The sequence below is a fragment of the Nocardia sp. JMUB6875 genome, from assembly GCF_041154655.1.
GTDB lineage: Bacteria > Actinomycetota > Actinomycetes > Mycobacteriales > Mycobacteriaceae > Nocardia.
Genome location: NZ_BAAFGR010000002.1, coordinates 1 through 16,471, shown reverse-complemented (window position 1 = coordinate 16,471; position 16,471 = coordinate 1). Strand labels below are relative to the sequence as shown.

14 protein-coding genes are annotated in these 16,471 nt (G+C 67.8%); 7 read left to right on the top strand and 7 right to left on the bottom strand.

The genetic code is table 11. The features are described from left to right. Positions 1 to 316 precede the first annotated feature (316 nt). Positions 317 to 2,164, bottom strand: a complete 1,848-nt coding sequence (lepA, locus tag ACAM49_RS00750) for a translation elongation factor 4 (protein WP_369633484.1) — start codon at positions 2,162 to 2,164, stop codon at positions 317 to 319. Positions 2,165 to 2,320: 156 nt separating this feature from the next. On the opposite strand from lepA, the gene ACAM49_RS00745 reads away from it, so the two are divergent. The 5 genes from ACAM49_RS00745 to ACAM49_RS00725 all read left to right on the top strand — a co-directional run bounded on the left by ACAM49_RS00745 (position 2,321) and on the right by ACAM49_RS00725 (position 8,468). Continuing rightward, positions 2,321 to 2,902: a type II toxin-antitoxin system PemK/MazF family toxin gene (locus tag ACAM49_RS00745; protein WP_369633483.1), complete on the top strand. Its 582-nt coding sequence runs from the start codon at positions 2,321 to 2,323 to the stop codon at positions 2,900 to 2,902. A gap of 93 nt (positions 2,903 to 2,995) precedes the next feature. Then, positions 2,996 to 4,480, top strand: a complete 1,485-nt coding sequence (locus ACAM49_RS00740; RefSeq protein ID WP_369633482.1) for a serine/threonine-protein kinase — start codon at positions 2,996 to 2,998, stop codon at positions 4,478 to 4,480. Further along, positions 4,467 to 5,711, top strand: a complete 1,245-nt coding sequence (locus ACAM49_RS00735) for a hypothetical protein (protein ID WP_369633481.1) — start codon at positions 4,467 to 4,469, stop codon at positions 5,709 to 5,711. The genes ACAM49_RS00740 and ACAM49_RS00735 overlap by 14 nt, the downstream gene beginning before the upstream one ends. Before the next feature lie 7 nt (positions 5,712 to 5,718). Further along, complete coding sequence (locus ACAM49_RS00730) at positions 5,719 to 7,188, top strand: serine/threonine-protein kinase (RefSeq protein WP_369633480.1); 1,470 nt, start codon at positions 5,719 to 5,721, stop codon at positions 7,186 to 7,188. Beyond that, a complete protein-coding gene (locus ACAM49_RS00725; protein WP_369633479.1) occupies positions 7,188 to 8,468 on the top strand; it encodes a hypothetical protein in 1,281 nt (426 codons plus the stop codon). The genes ACAM49_RS00730 and ACAM49_RS00725 overlap by 1 nt, the downstream gene beginning before the upstream one ends. A 15-nt stretch (positions 8,469 to 8,483) precedes the next feature. Here ACAM49_RS00725 and ACAM49_RS00720 read toward each other — a convergent pair whose 3' ends face one another. The 4 genes from ACAM49_RS00720 to ACAM49_RS00705 all read right to left on the bottom strand — a co-directional run bounded on the left by ACAM49_RS00720 (position 8,484) and on the right by ACAM49_RS00705 (position 12,780). Further along, complete coding sequence (locus ACAM49_RS00720; protein WP_369633478.1) at positions 8,484 to 9,263, bottom strand: aquaporin; 780 nt, start codon at positions 9,261 to 9,263, stop codon at positions 8,484 to 8,486. Between the two features lie 77 nt (positions 9,264 to 9,340). After that, positions 9,341 to 10,183, bottom strand: a complete 843-nt coding sequence (locus ACAM49_RS00715) for a transglutaminase domain-containing protein (protein WP_369633477.1) — start codon at positions 10,181 to 10,183, stop codon at positions 9,341 to 9,343. Beyond that, positions 10,180 to 11,151, bottom strand: coding sequence for an alpha-E domain-containing protein (locus ACAM49_RS00710; protein ID WP_369633476.1), 972 nt, complete (start codon positions 11,149 to 11,151; stop codon positions 10,180 to 10,182). The genes ACAM49_RS00715 and ACAM49_RS00710 overlap by 4 nt, the downstream gene beginning before the upstream one ends. Positions 11,152 to 11,217: 66 nt before the next feature. Next, positions 11,218 to 12,780 (bottom strand): circularly permuted type 2 ATP-grasp protein, encoded by a 1,563-nt coding sequence (locus tag ACAM49_RS00705; RefSeq protein WP_369633475.1) that lies wholly within the window; start codon positions 12,778 to 12,780, stop codon positions 11,218 to 11,220. A 228-nt stretch (positions 12,781 to 13,008) separates the two neighbouring features. On the opposite strand from ACAM49_RS00705, the gene rpsT reads away from it, so the two are divergent. Both rpsT and ACAM49_RS00695 read left to right on the top strand, forming a co-directional pair. Continuing rightward, complete coding sequence (rpsT, locus tag ACAM49_RS00700) at positions 13,009 to 13,272, top strand: 30S ribosomal protein S20 (protein ID WP_033086444.1); 264 nt, start codon at positions 13,009 to 13,011, stop codon at positions 13,270 to 13,272. Between the two features lie 170 nt (positions 13,273 to 13,442). After that, the gene (locus ACAM49_RS00695; RefSeq protein ID WP_369633474.1) at positions 13,443 to 14,189 is read left to right on the top strand and encodes an LGFP repeat-containing protein; all 747 of its coding nucleotides are present in this window, start codon (positions 13,443 to 13,445) and stop codon (positions 14,187 to 14,189) included. A 50-nt stretch (positions 14,190 to 14,239) separates the two neighbouring features. Here the strand turns inward: ACAM49_RS00695 and holA are convergent, their stop codons facing one another. Continuing rightward, entirely contained in the window at positions 14,240 to 15,214 is a 975-nt protein-coding gene (gene holA / locus ACAM49_RS00690) for a DNA polymerase III subunit delta (RefSeq protein WP_369633473.1), read from the bottom strand. A gap of 9 nt (positions 15,215 to 15,223) precedes the next feature. Continuing rightward, on the bottom strand, positions 15,224 to 16,471 hold a 1,248-nt coding region (locus ACAM49_RS00685), incomplete at its 5' end, for a ComEC/Rec2 family competence protein (protein ID WP_369633472.1).

The window sequence follows — 16,471 nt, the reverse complement described above, 5'->3', positions numbered from 1 at the left end:
CCCGCCACACGGAGGCCGCCGGACCAAACTCGTTTCACACCCTATTTCCGGATAACCGGTCTGTCACATCCACCAGGTCGGCAGCGGTGTGCACAGCGGTGCGTCACATAGCTTGTCACCCTGCATACCTGGACGGAAGCCCCATTTTCCGCCTGCATACCGAACCTCACGCCTGACCGGCGAAGGAGAATTTCCGAACTCTAAACGCACTCGTGCCCCGCTGTCGATAGACAGCGGGGCACTGTCCTACCCCATCAAGCACCGTGCCCCGCTGCCAGCAGGCAGCGGGGCACGGAAATTTTCGAGAGCTGGGCTCTTACTTCTTCTTGTCCGAGGGGGCCTCGGTGCTCAGCGCCGCCACGAAAGCTTCCTGCGGCACTTCGACGCGGCCGATCGTCTTCATGCGCTTCTTGCCTTCCTTCTGCTTCTCGAGCAGCTTGCGCTTACGGCTGATGTCACCGCCGTAGCACTTGGCGAGCACGTCCTTGCGGATCGCCCGAATGTTCTCGCGCGCAATCACCTTCGAGCCGATGGCGGCCTGGATCGGCACCTCGAACTGCTGGCGCGGGATGAGCTCGCGCAGCTTGGTGGTCATCTTGTGGCCGTAGGCCTGGGCGGCGTCCTTGTGCACGATGGCCGAGAACGCGTCGACCGCCTCGCCCTGCAGCAGGATGTCCACCTTGACCAGCGCGGACTGCTGCTCGCCCGCCTCCTCGTAGTCGAGCGAGGCGTAGCCGCGGGTGCGCGACTTCAGCGAGTCGAAGAAGTCGAAGATGATCTCCGCCATCGGCAGCGTGTAGCGCATCTCGACGCGGGTCTCCGACAGGTAGTCCATGCCGAGCAACTCGCCGCGGCGGGACTGACACAGCTCCATGATGGTGCCGACGAATTCGCTCGGCGCGATCACGGTGCAGCGGGTGATCGGCTCGTAGATCTCGCGCACCTTGCCCTCGGGCCAGTACGACGGGTTGGTGACGACGTGCTCGGTGCCGTCCTCCATGACCACGCGGTAGATCACGTTGGGCGCGGTCGAGATCAGATCGAGCCCGAACTCGCGCTCGAGCCGCTCGCGGGTGATCTCCATGTGCAGCAGGCCCAGGAAGCCGCAGCGGAATCCGAAGCCCAGCGCGACGGAGGTTTCCGGCACGTAGGTCAGCGCGGCGTCGTTGAGCTGCAGCTTGTCCAGCGCGTCACGCAGGTTCGGGTAGTCCGAGCCGTCGACCGGGTAGAGGCCGGAGTAGACCATGGGCCGCGGCTCGCGGTAGCCGGTCAGCGCCTCGGTCGCGCCGTCGCGCTGCGAGGTGATGGTGTCACCGACCTTGGACTGGCGCACGTCCTTCACACCGGTGATGAGGTAGCCCACCTCGCCGACGCCCAGCCCCTGGGTGGGCTTGGGTTCGGGTGACACGATGCCGATTTCGAGCAGTTCGTGCGTCGCGCCGGTGGACATCATCTTGATCTTCTGGCGCGGGGTGAGCTTGCCGTCCACCACACGCACATAGGTCACGACGCCGCGGTAGGTGTCGTAGACCGAGTCGAAGATCATGGCGCGGGCGGGGGCGTCGGCCTCGCCGACCGGCGGCGGCACCACGCGCACGGCCTCGTTGAGCAGCTCGGCCACACCGACGCCGGTCTTGCCGGACACCCGCAGCACGTCCTCGGGCTCGCAGCCCACGATGTGGGCGAGCTCGGCGGCGTAGCGGTCCGGGTCGGCGGCCGGCAGGTCGATCTTGTTCAGGACCGGAATGATGGTCAGGTCCTTGTCCATGGCCAGGTACAGGTTGGCCAGGGTCTGCGCCTCGATGCCCTGCGCGGCGTCGACCAGCAGGATCGCGCCCTCACACGCCTCGAGCGCACGCGACACCTCGTAGGTGAAGTCGACGTGGCCGGGGGTGTCGATCAGGTGCAGGACGTAGTCCTCACCGTCGACGCTCCAGGGCAGCCGCACGTTCTGGGCCTTGATGGTGATGCCGCGTTCACGCTCGATATCCATGCGGTCCAGGTACTGGGCGCGCATGGCGCGCTCCTCGACCACACCGGTGAGTTGCAGCATGCGGTCGGCCAGGGTCGATTTCCCGTGGTCGATGTGCGCGATGATGCAGAAGTTCCTGATCCGGCTCGGATCGGTGAACGTCTTGTCGGCGAAGCTGCTAATCGGAGTCACTCCTCGGCATGGCGAAACAGCGGCATGTCAACCAGCAAGTCTACGGTGCTGGACCGGATGTCCTCGCCCGGGCGTTCCCCAGGCGCGAACGACCCATCGCCGCAGGCGAATCCGGTGCGGATGAGATTCCGCCGGTCCGCCGTTAGGCTGCCGGACATGGCTGGCAGGTGGAACGCTCTGGGGAAGCAGTTGGGGATCGTGGCCAAAGAGCAGGGAACCCAGCTCGTGACCAATCAAGCCCCGAAATTGATCGGCAAGGTGCGGCAGTCCACGATGTGGGACCGCGCCCTCCGCGCCATGGGCACACCCCGCCAGGGCCCCGGCGTCTCCGTCCGCCCCACCTCCTCCGCAGGCGTCCCCTCCCGAGAACGCGCCCGCCAAATCGTCTACAGCCCCCAACTCGACGGCCGCGCCGATCCGGGCGAAATCGTCTGGACCTGGGTCCCCTACGAGGAAGACCCCAACAACGGCAAGGACCGCCCGGTCCTCGTCGTCGGCCGCGACGGCAAAACCCTCCTCGGCCTGATGCTCTCCTCCAACGCCGACCACGCCCACCACGACAACTGGGTCGGCATCGGCTCCGGCCCCTGGGACAACGCAGGCCGCGACAGCTGGGTCCGCCTCGACCGCGTCCTCGACGTCCCCGAAATGGGTATCCGCCGCGAGGGCGCAATCCTCCCCCGCAAAACCTTCGACAAGGTAGCCCACCGCCTCTGCGCCGAATACCACTGGCACTGAGACGAAGCCGCGTCACCCGGGTCCCGTCGGACGTTTATTCAACGACAATCCGAAGCCTTGACGGCCCGGCGCCCACACCCCAGACTCGGGCCGGTGCGGGCGGGAGAAGTGTTCGCGGGCTATCGGATCGACCGCAAGCTCGGCGCCGGAGGGATGGGTTCGGTTTTCCTGGCCCAACATCCGCGCCTGCCACGCCAGGTCGCACTGAAGGTTCTTGCGGAGAGCGCGAATTCGGACGACGAGTTTCGGGCCCGATTTCTGCGGGAGGCCGAGCTGGCCGCGCGACTCGCCCACCCGAACGTCGTGGGAATCCTCGACCGTGGCGTGTTCGAGGACTCGCTGTGGATCGCCATGCAGTTCATCGATGGGAGCGACGCCGCACAACTGCTCAGGACCGCGCCCTCCGGCTTGCCGCCGGAGCGCGCGGTCCACATCGTCGTCGAGGCGGCGCGGGGGCTCGACGCCGCCCATGCCGCCGGACTACTGCACCGCGATGTGAAGCCGGCGAACCTGCTGGTGGCGCCAGGAGCCGAGGGCCGGGATCGGGTCCTGGTCACCGACTTCGGGATCGCCCGGGCAATGGGTGAGAGCACCACGCTGACGGCGGCTGGTGACGTGCTCGCGACCATCGCCTACGCCGCCCCCGAACAGCTCCGGGGCGAAACGCTGGACCCTCGCACCGATGTGTACGCGCTCGGCGCCACTCTGCACCAATTGCTCACCGGCACAACGCCTTTTCCGCGGTCGACTGCCGCGGCGGTAATGCACGCCCATCTGACCGAGCCGCCACCCCGGCCGAATGAGGTCAATCCCGCGGTGCCGCCGCGGTTCGACGCGGTGATCGCCCGCGCCATGGCCAAACATCCCGAGGAGCGCTATCGGAGCTGTGGGGACCTGGCCGCCGCGGCAGCGGCCGCGTTGCGCGGCGAAGCGGTCCGCGGCACGTCTCGGTTCAGCGGTCGCCGCCGACGCCTTGTGGTGGCGGCCGCGGCTTTCCTGGTCCCGGCGCTGGCGGTCGGCCCCATCTACGGTCTCCGCTCACCGGATTCGGCCCCGGGCGGCGCCGCTGCCCCTACCGACTCCGCCATTGCCGACGACGGTTCGGGCCCGTGGGGCGTGGCCGGGTTCATGGTGGCCGCCTTTCCGCGGCTACTCCCGCGGTCCCCACTGAGCAGCAGCGCACAGGGGCTGTGGTGTGAACCAACCTCCGAGAAGCCGTCGGACGCGCTGTGGAACATGGCTCCGTTGGACGTGCGAACCGAGAACTTCCGGCTGACCTGCATCAGCGACGGCGATCCGGTGGAGTTCATGTGGGTCGACTGCCTGACCAGCCGCCTGCCGATGCCCGAGGGCAATGGCCGACTCCTCAACAAGAAGGGCGAACAGGACTGGACCCGGCCCTCCGGTACGGGGCACATCTCCTGGTCCGATACGACCGACGCCTTCGGTCGCGTGGACAGCTCATTGCGGATCACCTTCGACGATCCGGGCCGGAACTTCTGCAAGATCACCGTCTTCGGTCTCGACCTCACGGGACAACAGATGCTCGATACATGGTGGCCCAATGCTCCGCTCTAGTGACCGCCGGATCGGCCCGATGGTCTGCTACCTGATCGTGGCGCTGGTGGCCGCCCTGTTGTCGGGATGCCGCGTTGTCTCCGGAACCGCGACGAACGCCGACATCGATCTGCGTACCTTGGATTTCGGTGAGTTCGGGGCCGACCCGCTGACCGAACCTCCCAACGGCAGCGAGAAGTACGGCCGAATCGTCGAATCCGCACGGATGGCCGAGGCGACGGTTGATGTGCGGGAGATCGATGGTTCGCTGGGGGTACATCTGCCCGCGCTGATACCGAGACCCGGCAACACCGCCGGATATCTGGCAGCGGTGGCCCGTCCCATCCTGACCAAGTACGGAATGCTGGCCGGGTACTCAGTTTTCGGCGACAATTACTGTCACTCGGGTGAATGCCCGGTCATCGGTGTCTCACGATCGGTGCGGCTGACCGTGCTCCGGCTACCGGACGAGGCGGCAGCGCAGCACGCCGCCGCGGAGATCGAGGCCGCCGATTTCGGGGTCAGTCCGGACAATGTTCCGGTCACGTTGCCCAAATATCCTGCGGCCGGTGCGCATTGGCGGCCCGCGCTCCCGACCCTCGGCGTGGTCGTCGCCCAGGGCACATTCGTGATCACGGTCTTCGTGACCCACCCGACCACGGATCTGCCCGCCCTGACAACCCTGGCCACGACGGCGCTGGACATCGAGCTTCCGGTTTTGGACCGGTTTCATCCGACCCCGAAGGCCGATATCGCGAATCTCCCGTTCGACCGCGACGGAATGCTCGCACGGATGGTGCCCACCACGCGCGGAACCTGGCCCACCCCCTACGTCACCGTGCTGGAGGGCAGCGGTGTGGCGGGAGACGGAGCGGCGATCGAGGCGAGCGGAGTGGTGTATGGGCCCACCGGCGCGGGCCATTGGCTCCTCAATGGCGCGAAGAGCCCGGGCGTCGAGGCGGGAGAGGTCGAAGCCATGGCCGTCATCGACCGCCGCTGGCTGATCCGCTTCCGCGACGCCGGGGCCGCGCGGCGCTTCTTCGAATTCGACTCGGTGACCGCCATCCGCCAGACCGAGATGGCCGCGCCCGCGGTACCCGATACGAAATGTCTTCGAAGAGAGGCCATTCCGCCCGTCTACTACTGCGATATGCACTACGGCCGGTACTTCGCGCTGGTGCATTCCACCGACGAGAAGAGCGCCCATCAAATGGCCGCGGCCCAGTACGCCCTGTTGGTGCGGAAGCGGTGAGACCCGAATGCCGACAGTGACTCCCGGCACGACGGTGGCCGGCTACCGCATCGAGCGACGGCTCGGTTCGGGCGGTGCGGGGCAGGTATTTCTCGCGCGCCACCCCCGGCTACCCCGGTACGACGCGCTCAAAATACTGTGGCGCGGAGCCGATCCCGAATTCCGGGCCCGATTCCTGCGTGAGGCCGAACTCGGTGGCCGCCTGGACCATCCGCACGTCGTCGCGATCTACGATTGCGGCACCGATGGCGACATGCTGTGGATAGCTATGCAGTTCATCGATGGATACGACGCCGCGGAGTTGTTGAAGAAGCATCCCGGGGGCCTGCCGCCCGCGCGTGCGGTGGCCATCGTCGAGGGCGCGGCCGAGGGGCTGGACGCGGCGCATCACGCAGGGCTGCTACATCGCGACGTCAAGCCCGCCAATATTCTGATCGAGCCCGGCGGCTCGGGCGTCGATCGCGTGCTGGTCACCGACTTCGGAATCGCCCGGGACACCGCGGAAACGGCCACGCTGACGGTCGCGGGCGCGATGGTGGCCACGCTGGCGTACGCGGCGCCGGAACAGATCGGCGACGGCGCACTGGACCGGCGCACGGATGTGTACGCACTCGGTTGCACTCTCTACCAATTGCTCACGGGCGCAATTCCATTCCCACGCGAGACGGCGGCCGCGGTCATGCATGCGCATCTCACCGCACCTCGCCCGCGTCCACGCAAAGCCAATCGCGCGGTGCAGCGCGGGTTCGACAATGTCATCGCACGGGCCATGGCCATCGATCCGAACCACAGATACGACAGCTGTGGTGAGCTGGCCGCAGCCGCACGGGCAGCCCTGCACGGACGCCCGGTGCTCCCGCCGCCGCGCTCCGGGCGTGGTCGGTCGGCGCGAACGGCCGCCGCGGTGACGACGGTCGCGGTGCTGGCTGCCGCCGCCCTGGCGGTGGTCGGTCCGGGCCGCGCAGTGTTCGATACGGGCGACCACGCCGTGCCGTCGGCTTCGGTGAGCTCGACCGGTGCAGCCGATTCGCCCTGGGGTACGTATGGATTCGTCGTCGCTGCCTTCGCGCACCTGCTGCCCTCGACACCTTCGGCTCGCGGCTACCAGGGCCTGCGATGTAGCGCGGCCAATGCCTCGGACAACGCCGTGGCCCTCGACGTGGCGGTCGATCACCCCCGCCTGTCCTGCTCGGGCGCGGACGACCTGACGGTCAAGGTGACCTGCAACGCGGACCGCACCGCCCGGCCCGCGCTCGATACCGCCGCCGCAGACGGGAACGAAGCCTGGTCGCGCAAGACCGGCACGGGCCACTTGGCGTGGCGAACGATCACCGCCAACGGTCGACCGCGAGGACGGCTGGACGTGCGATTCGACAATCCGGCGCAGAGCTTCTGCGAGTTGCTCGTCCTGGGCACGGCTTCCGGCACCGCATTGCACGACCAGTGGTGGCCGACGGCTCCGATCCAGGAGGACTGATGCACGGCGGCAAGCGAATTCGATCCACCCCGTTGGCGAGGCAGTCATTGCGGTTCGTCATGGCCATCACCGCGGTGGCCGTGCTCGTCGGCGGGTGCGGTGACACGATTCCGGGAAACGCGCGAGTAGCCACGCCCGACCTGAGCACTCTGGATACCGGCAAGCTGCCGACGGAGCCCGCGACGGCGCCGCCCAACGATAACGACACCTACGGACGGGTGCTCGAGTCCGTGCGGATGGCCGAGTACGTACCCAACCCCAAGACCATCGACCCAGACCTCGTCTACGGCGGCTCAGCGCTGCTGCCGACCGCGGGCCGGGCGGCGGCGATGGTGCCCGAACTCTCACTCGAACCGCTGGTCGTCTACGGCATGATCGCCGGGTACAGCGTCGACGGCACCGACGGCGGCCATCACGCCCCGGTGCCGGGCAAGTCGAAGGGCCTGCGCCTCACGGTGTTGCACTTCCGCGACGAGAGCATCGCTCGAACGGCCGCGGGCCAGCTTGATGCGGCTCACGGCAACCGGAACGCGGACACCGTCGCGATTTCGGTGCCCGGCTACGATGGCGCGCACAGTCATTGGCGTCCGCAGGTGCCGGAGCAGGTCTCCACGCTCGCCCACGGGCCGTTCGTCATCGTGACCGACGTCATCGGGCAGACAACGGACGCGGCAGCGCTCACCGCGCTGACCACCGCCGCGCTCTCGGCCCAACTGCCACTGCTGGACTCGTTCACCCCGACCGCGTCCGACAAGCTGTCCACCTTGCCTCTCGACACCGACGGCATGTTGCGCCGACTGCTGCATCCGAGCGCCAAATGGACCTACCCGACCGCTTACGCCGGCGACGTCCCCGGCAATTCGACCTGGTTCGAACGTGCGAACGGCAGCGGCGTCGTCTACGGCGAGCGCGGCACGGGGCATCTCTTCGGTCGCGCACCCAAGTCCGCGGAAGAGCGGCAAAAACCCGCGAATATCGAACTGGCGGCTTTCGTAAACGACTGGTGGCTGCTCCGTTTCGACACCGCGGCCAGCGCCAGGAAGGAGCACGCGCGCGTGAGCGAATACGTGAAGGCTCACGTGACCACGGTGTCGCCACCGGACAGAGTTCCGGATAGCTCCTGCTTCCTGGATCCGAACCTGCCCGATGAAGACCGTGACACGCGCTACTTCTGTTTGGTCCTGGACGGCCGCTACTGGGCGCAGGTGACCGCGCCCGACGAGCGGACGGTCAAGCAACGCGCTGCGGCGCAATACGCGCTGCTGGTGAGGAGCCGATAACCGCTGTCGCAGCGGCTAGCTCACCATGTTGCGGGAGCGGCCGAAGAGCATGCCGTAGACGAGGGAGCCGAGGACGCCGCCGATCAGGGGGAAGACGAGGAAGACCCAGAGTTGGGCGGGGGCGCCGTCTTGGTAGAAGGCGACCGCCAGGCTGCGGGCGGGGTTGACCGAGGTGTTGTCGACCGGGATCGAGATCAGGTGGATCACGGTGAGGGTCAGGCCGATCGAGAGGCCCGCGAGGGGGATGTCGGAGAGTTGGTCGGTGGAGGCGAGGACTACGAAGACCAGCAGGGCGGTGAGGATGACCTCGACGGTGATGGCGGCGGCGAGGCCGTAGCCGTTGACGGTGATCTCGCCGAGGGTGAGTTTGGAGGGGCTGTGGGCGCCCCAACCGTTCGCTCCCAGACCGTCTTTGGCGCGGTCGTAGGAGGGCAGGTTCTTGGCGATGGCGTAGACGACCGCGCCCGCGGCCAGGCCGCCGATGATCTGGGCGAGCCAGTAGGCCGCCGCCACCACGATGTTCACCCGGCCCAGCAGCAGCTGGCCGACGGTGACCGCGGGGTTCACGTGGCAGCCGGAGATCGGGCCGATCGAGTACACCAGGAACAGCAGGGTGAGGCCGAAGGCCAGGGCCACGCCGAGCGCGCCGACCCGGCTGCCCGCCAGCACCGCGGTGCCGACACCGCCGAGCACCAGGACGAAAGTGCCCAGCGCCTCGGCGAATACCTTGCGCACCAGGCTGGGCGGTTGCAGATCGGTGAGATCCTCGGCGACTTCCTGAGCTGTGGGGGACATCGGCTACCTTCCGCTTGCATGGATACCGCACCGACAGAGCAAGCGGCGCGAGCCGACGGTGTCATCCGAACGAACGCTCAGGCCAGGCGGGTTATCTCCACCACGACCTCGAGATCGGTCGAGCCGCTCCCGCTGAAGATACCTTTCAAAGGGGGCACATCCGCGTAATCACGTCCGACACCGACTGATACGTGTTGCTCCGTGACGGGAATGTTGTTGGTCGGGTCGTAGCCCCACCACTGGCCGGTCCAGGCCTCCACCCAGGCGTGCATCTGCCCCGCCACGGTGTCGCCCACCTCGGCGGCGGGGTCGGGATGCAGGTAGCCGGAGACATAGCGGCTGGGAATCCCCATGCCGCGCAACAGCAGCAGGGTCAGGTGCGCGTAGTCCTGGCACACGCCTTGGCGTTCGGCGAACGCCTCCACCGCCGACGTGTGCACAGAGGTGGTCCCGGCCAGGTAGTTCATCTCCCGGTGCACCCATTCCGCCGCGCGGACAACCGCTTTCGCGGGCGGTACGCCGCGGGCCAGCTGTCGCGACACCGGGCCCAGCCGCCGCTCACGCGGGACGTAGGAGGTGGGGTTCAGCAGTTCGTCGAATCGATCGGCGACGGCGTCGTCGCGTAGCTCCTCCCAGGACAGCTCCTCGGCGGGCCCGGCGAAGGGCTCGGTCTCCACCACCGACGCGCTGGTGACCTCCAATTCGGTATGCGGAGCGTGTAGGTCGAAGGCGGTCACCGCCGTTCCCCAGTAGTCGATGTACCGGAAGGACCGGGTGGAGGGCACGGTGTCGACGCGATTGAGAATCACGTTCTGCCGGCTGTCGGCGCGCGGCGTGAGCCGGGCCTCGTTGAACGACCGCATCACCGGCGCGTCGTAGACATATCCGGTGGTATGCACCACCCGCATGCGCCAGCTCATGCCAACTCCTCCACTCGCACGGAGTTGCGGCCGTGCAGACCGGTCCATGCCACCCACGATTCGGCGTGGAAGTACTGCAGCGCCACGGCTTCCCCGACCTCGCGGCAGGTCTGCTGCAGCCACAACAGGCGGCTGGGCAGTTCCTCGAGCAGGTCCGGCGGCGGGATGAACTCCAGTTCGCTGCGCGCCCGCCCCAGCAAGCGGTGCGCCTCGTGCCGCGCCGCGAATCTGCTGTTGGGTCGCTGATCCAATTCCTGCAGGCAGGCCTCGGCGACTCGCAGCGAATGGAACACCGAACGCGGGAAAAGCCGGTCCAGCAGGATGAATTCGGCGATCTGATTGGCATCGAGCACGCCGCGATGGGTGCGCAGATACGGATCGTGGGCTCCGGCCGAACGCAATACCGTCACCCACGCCGGGGAGGACGTGCGATCACCGGCACGTGAATGCAACAGGCGCACAGTCATATCCACGCGTTCGATGGATCTGCCGAGCAACAGGAATCGATATCCGTCATCACGGCTGAGCGTGGAATCGGAGAGCCCGACGAACATGGCGGCCCGGTCGGTGATGTAGTGACAGAATTCGTGCGGCCCCAGCGCCCGCGCCGCCCGTTCGGCGGCCGCCAGACCGTTGTAGGTGGCATTGAGGCACTCCCACATTTCGGTGGAGGTGACTTCTCTTGCGCCCCGGGCATTCTCGCGGGCGCGGCTGATGGAATCGACGATGGACCCGCCGTCGCGGCCGAAGGCCACCACCTCGGTCACCGACCAGACATCCCAATCCTGTTCCGGCTCGGGCGCTTCGATGCCCAATACCCGCAACAGCACCCGGGAGGTCCGATCCGGATCGACCGTCGCGTCCTCGAGTAACTGATGCACGGCCACATCGAGAATGCGCGCCGTGTATTCGGCACGCTCGACATATCGGCCGATCCAGAACAGGGATTCGGCATTGCGCGCCAACATGATCCGACCACCTAACGCTGTAACCACCTGCCGAGCGCCATTGCTGCTGATGTTTCTCGAATATCTCTACTGTTGTTGCTGATTGGTCCGAGTGGCGGAATCCTCCCGGGACTGGTCGCGCTCCGGGGCGATCTGCATTTCGCCGACCAGCTCCGAACCCGATAACTCCCGTTCCGCCACCGAGGTTCTCGGGGAAAGCACCCAGGTGTCCTTGCTGCCGCCGCCCTGGCTGGAATTCACCACCAGCGAGTTCGCCGGCAGCGCCACCCGGGTCAGGCCGCCGGGCAGGACGAAGATGTCGTCGCCGTCATTGACCGCGAAGGGCCGCAGGTCCACATGCCTGGGCGCGAGCCGGCCGTCGATCTTGCTGGGCACCGTGGACAGCTGCACCACCGGCTGCGCGATCCAGCCGCGCGGATTGGCCCGCACCTTGCGCCGCGTCGACTCCAGTTCGCGCTGACTGGCCGCCGGGCCGATCACGATGCCGTAGCCGCCCGAGCCCTCCACCGGTTTGATCACCAGTTCGGCCACCCGGTCGAGCACCTCGTCGCGCTCGGCGGGCTCCCAGCAGCGGTAGGAGTCGACATTGGGCAGGATCGGCTTCTCGCCCAGGTAGTACTCGATGAACGCGGGCACATAGGTATAGATGAGCTTGTCGTCCCCGACCCCGTTGCCGACCGCGTTGGCCAGCACCACCGTGCCCGCGCGGGCCGCGTTCAGAATTCCGGCGATCCCGAGCATGGAATCGGGCCGGAACTGCATGGGATCGAGGAAGGTGTCGTCGATGCGCCGGTAGATGACGTCCACCTGCCGCTCCCCCGCGGTGGTGCGCATGTAGACCACATTGTCGCGGCAGAACAGGTCCCGGCCCTCGACCAGTTCCACGCCCATCTGCCGGGCCAGCAGCGAATGCTCGAAGTAGGCGGAGTTGTAGACGCCGGGGGTGAGCACGACCACGGTCGGGTCGGCCTCGTTGGGCGCGGCGGCGGCGCGGAGCGCGCGCAGCAGATGGCTGGGATAGTCGCCGACCGCGCGCACCCGGTGGGAGGCGAACAGGTCCGGGAAGACCCGCGCCATGGTGCGGCGATTCTCCATGACGTAGGACACACCCGACGGCGAGCGCAGATTGTCTTCCAGCACACGGAAATCCCCGTGCTCGTCGCGCACCAGATCGATCCCGGCCACGTGGATGCGCACCCCGTTGGGCGGCACCAGGCCGGTGGCCTCGCGGTGGAAGTGGTCGCAGGAGGTGACCAGGCGCTTGGGGATCACCCGGTCGCGCAGGATGGTCTGCTCGCCGTAGACGTCGGCGAGGAAGGCCTCCAGCGCGCGCACCCGCTGCTTGATGCCGCGCTCGAGTTTGGTCCACTCCGTAGCGGCTATCACCCGGGGGACCAGGTCCAATGGGAACGGCCGTTCCTGCCCGGACAGCGAGAAGGTGATGCCCTGATCGACGAACGCCCGGTCCAGCGCCTCGGCGCGGGCGGCCAGGTCATCGGCATCGATGGTGGCCAGGGCGTTGAAAATACCGCGGTAGGGCGCGCGGGGACGGCCCGCGTGGTCGAACATCTCGTCATAGGCGCGGTCATAGCGTCCCGGTCGGTAGCCGGCGAATACGCCCGAGGTCATGCAAAAATAGTCCATCACGCAGGGGCAACACGCAGTTGGACCGCGATAAATTTCTGGTTTCGGGCACGTAGCGGACCGGGCCGATTTCATACCTGGGAGCGTTGCCTGGTAACCTCGACGGTCGGTGCTGCAACTGCCCCTCTCGTAGTGCGCGCCCGAAGACTTTGCTCTGCCAAACGACATTGCATCCCGCATACACACCAAACGAAGGAACACGAGGAAACCGGCGTGGCCAACATCAAGTCCCAGATGAAGCGGATCCGCACCAACGAGCTTGCGCGTCAGCGTAACCAGTCGGTGAAGTCCGCGCTGCGCACCTCGATCCGCAAGTTCCGCGAGGCCGCCGCGGCGGGCGAGAAGGACAAGGCGCTCGAGCTGATGCAGTCCGCGAGCAAGAGCCTGGACAAGGCCGCCTCGAAGGGCGTCATCCACGCCAACCAGGCCGCCAACAAGAAGTCGGCCCTGTCGCTGGCTTTCAACAAGCTCGGCTGATTTCTCCCGGGTTACAACCGGATTCATGCTTTACACAGCCGCCGTGGCCACGATGACCACGGCGGCTTTTGTCGTACCCGGAGCGGCGGACTTGCCCTCGGGCGCGGTTGGCAGCAGGATGGCTGCGATACATCGGGGGCTATTCGGAAATCTGCACTGGGAGTGTTCTCTTGGCATCGCTACGTCGTGACAATCGTTCCTGGACCCGGGGCACGCTGGCGCTCAGCGTGGCCGCGGTCGCGCTGACCGCCGGGATGGGGGTGGCCACGGCGCGGCCCATCGGACCGTTCGAGGTGGGCGGGGCGATCGAGGTCGAGTACGACGCGGCGGGCGGGCCGGAGTTCTTCGGCGATCCGACCACGCCGGAGACGGACGCGGCCGGGGGCGGCAAGAAGCAGGACTTCGTCAACAATCTCTCCATCTACTGGACCCCGGCCACCGACGCGCACGCCATCGGCGGCGCGATCCGCGACAAGTGGCGGGGCACCGGTTCGGAGTCGGGCGCGCTGAAATACCCGGTCACCGATGAAGGGCAGACCTCGAAGCCGGGGCGTTTCCAGCACTTCCAGGGCGGGTCGATCTACTGGTCGGTGGGTGCGGGCACGCATGTGATCAGCGGCGTGATCCGCGACAAGTACGCCGCGGCCGGCTGGGAGTCGAGCCCGCTGGGCTTCCCCATCGCCGATGAGAACAAGACCAACAGCACCACCACCCACGAGCAGCTGTTCGAGGGCGGGGCCATCTACTCCACGCAGAAGACCGGCACCCACATCGTGTGGGGCGCGATCCGCGACGAGTGGGTGCGCAATGGCGCGCAGAACGGGCGCTACGGCTACCCGACCGGCGACGAGTACGACTACCAGGGCGGTAAGGCCCAGGACTTCCAGGGCGGCAAGATCGTCTGGAAGCCGGAGTAGCCGGCCCGGCTAGAGCCGACCGGATAGTCGGCTCTATCAGCTGACCAGCTTTACGAGGCGCTCTCGCGCAGGTCCAGAATGCGCGAGAGTGCGTGCTCGAGAGCGTAATTCGCATCCGCGGCCTGGCCCTTGACGTCGGCGTTCAGCGACGCCACCACCTGCAGCGCGGCGCCGATCGACGCGCCGGTCCAGCCGCGCGCCTGACCCTGCGCCTTCTTCACCTTCCACGGCGGCATACCCAGATCCCCGGCCATCTTGAACGGGTCCCCGCGCCCGGCCGACCCGACCCGCGCGATGGTGTGCACCGAATCCGCCAGCGCGTCGGCCAGCAGCACCGCCGGAACCCCGCGGTCGATGGCCCACCGCATGGCCTCCATGGCTGCGGGCCGGTCCCCCGACACCGCCAGATCGGCGACATCGAAGCCGGTCACCTCGGCCTTGCCCGAGTAGTACTGCCGCACCGCCGCGAGATCGACCTTGCCGCCGGTATCGGCCGCCAACTGTGAACTGGCGGCGGCCAATTCCCGCAGATCCGACCCGATCGCCTCGATCATCGCCTGCACCACGTCCGCCGACACCTTGACATTGGCGGCCCGAAACTCATTGCGCACGAATTCGATTCGCTCACCCGCCTTGGTCAGCTTGGCGCAGTTGTGCACCACCGCCCCGAGCTTCTGCAGCGCGGGCGCGAGCGCCTTCGCGCGGCCGCCGCCGGTGTGCAGCACCACCAGCACCACGCCATCCGGCGGCGCGGACGCCGCGTCCTGGATCACCGCCACCGCGTCCTTGCCCGCCTCGGCCGCGGACTCCAGCACGATCACCCGATCCTCGGCGAACAGCGAGGGACTCAGCAGTTCCGCCAATTCCGAGGTGCTCGCATCACCGGCCCGCAACCGGTCCACCGGCAGCGCATCAGGATCGGGCGTCGTCGACCGCGCCTGCGCGGTAATCGCCGCCACCGCCCGCTCGATCAGCAATTCCTCTTCACCGAGCACTAGATGCAATGGCGCAAGTCGCTGATTCACGCCCCGATCCTACGAGCCCACCCCGACAGGCCCGGGTCGCGGGTGCAGGGCGACCAGCAGCAGGCCGCACACCACCGCCGCGACCAGACCGGAGCGCGGGCCGGTCGGGAGGATGAGCGATGCGCCCAGGGCGGCGGCTCGATCGGACACGGTGAGCAGCCACCACAGTGGCGGGGAGGTGCAGTGGAGGGTCAGGGTCGCCAGCGGAGTCGAGGCGCAGGACAGCAGGGCTCCGGTCGCGCCGAGGATGGTGATGGGGGCGATGACCGGTTCGACCAGCATGTTCACTGCTATGGCGAGCAGGCTGAGGTGGCCGGTCATGGCGATTACCAGTGGGGTGGTGACCACGAAGGCGGCCGCCGCGACCGCGAAGGCGTCGGCGGGGATGCGCCACCAGCCGTGGGCGCGAAGCCAATCCGACCAACCCGGGGCGATGACGATCAGGCCCGCGGTGGCCAGGACGGAAAGGGCGAAACCCGCGTCGACGGCGAGGCCCGGGGACCAGGCCAGGAGGGCGATGATCGCGGTGCAGAGGGCGGGTAGGGCCTGTTTGCGGCGGCCGGTGCACAGGGCCAGGAGGGCGACGGCTCCCATGACGGCGGCGCGCAGGACGCTCGGGGACGGGCGGGCCAGAATCACGAACATGACCAGGGCCGCACCTGCGGCCGCCGCGCCCAGCCGGGGGCCGACGGTCAGGGTCCGCATCGAAACCAGTACCGCGCCCAGCAGAATCGTCACGTTCGCACCGCTGACGGCAGTGAGGTGGGTGAGGTCGGTTTCGCGGAAGTTCTCCCGGACGTGTTCGGTGAGGGCCGAGGTGTCGCCGATGACCAGGCCCGGCAGCAGGCCCGCGGCGTCGTCGGACAGGGCCGCGTGGGCGGAGGCGGCGAAATCGCCGCGAACCTGCCCGGCCACGCGCTGCCACCACGGTGGATCGCCCACCGAGGTGGGCGCGCCGTCGGCCCGCAGCACCGCCACCGTCAGGTCGGAGCGCCACGGACGGGCCACGCGCGCACGGAATTCCACGCGCTGACCGGGCAGCAGAGCGTGCCACCCACCGGCCGGAGCCATCACCGTCACCGAGCCTCCGGCCCGAATGATCCTCCCGCCCAGCCGATATTCGACCAACGCGGCCCGCATCATCACCTTCGGACCCCCGAATGACCTGGCGGTCACCCGCTTCGGATCCTCCGCCACCTCCACCACCGCAACCACCCGCTGCCCCGCCCGCACCCCCTGCAACGGATGCGTCTGCAC

Excerpts from the sequence above, each read along its gene's own strand:
- ACAM49_RS00745 (WP_369633483.1), top strand. The coding sequence starts at position 2,321 with ATGGCTGGCAGGTGGAACGCTCTGGGGAAGCAGTTGGGGATCGTGGCC.
- ACAM49_RS00735 (WP_369633481.1), top strand. The coding sequence starts at position 4,467 with ATGCTCCGCTCTAGTGACCGCCGGATCGGCCCGATGGTCTGCTACCTG.
- ACAM49_RS00730 (WP_369633480.1), top strand. The coding sequence starts at position 5,719 with ATGCCGACAGTGACTCCCGGCACGACGGTGGCCGGCTACCGCATCGAG.
- ACAM49_RS00725 (WP_369633479.1), top strand. The coding sequence starts at position 7,188 with ATGCACGGCGGCAAGCGAATTCGATCCACCCCGTTGGCGAGGCAGTCA.
- ACAM49_RS00720 (WP_369633478.1), bottom strand. The coding sequence starts at position 9,263 with ATGTCCCCCACAGCTCAGGAAGTCGCCGAGGATCTCACCGATCTGCAA.
- ACAM49_RS00715 (WP_369633477.1), bottom strand. The coding sequence starts at position 10,183 with ATGAGCTGGCGCATGCGGGTGGTGCATACCACCGGATATGTCTACGAC.
- ACAM49_RS00710 (WP_369633476.1), bottom strand. The coding sequence starts at position 11,151 with ATGTTGGCGCGCAATGCCGAATCCCTGTTCTGGATCGGCCGATATGTC.
- ACAM49_RS00705 (WP_369633475.1), bottom strand. The coding sequence starts at position 12,780 with ATGACCTCGGGCGTATTCGCCGGCTACCGACCGGGACGCTATGACCGC.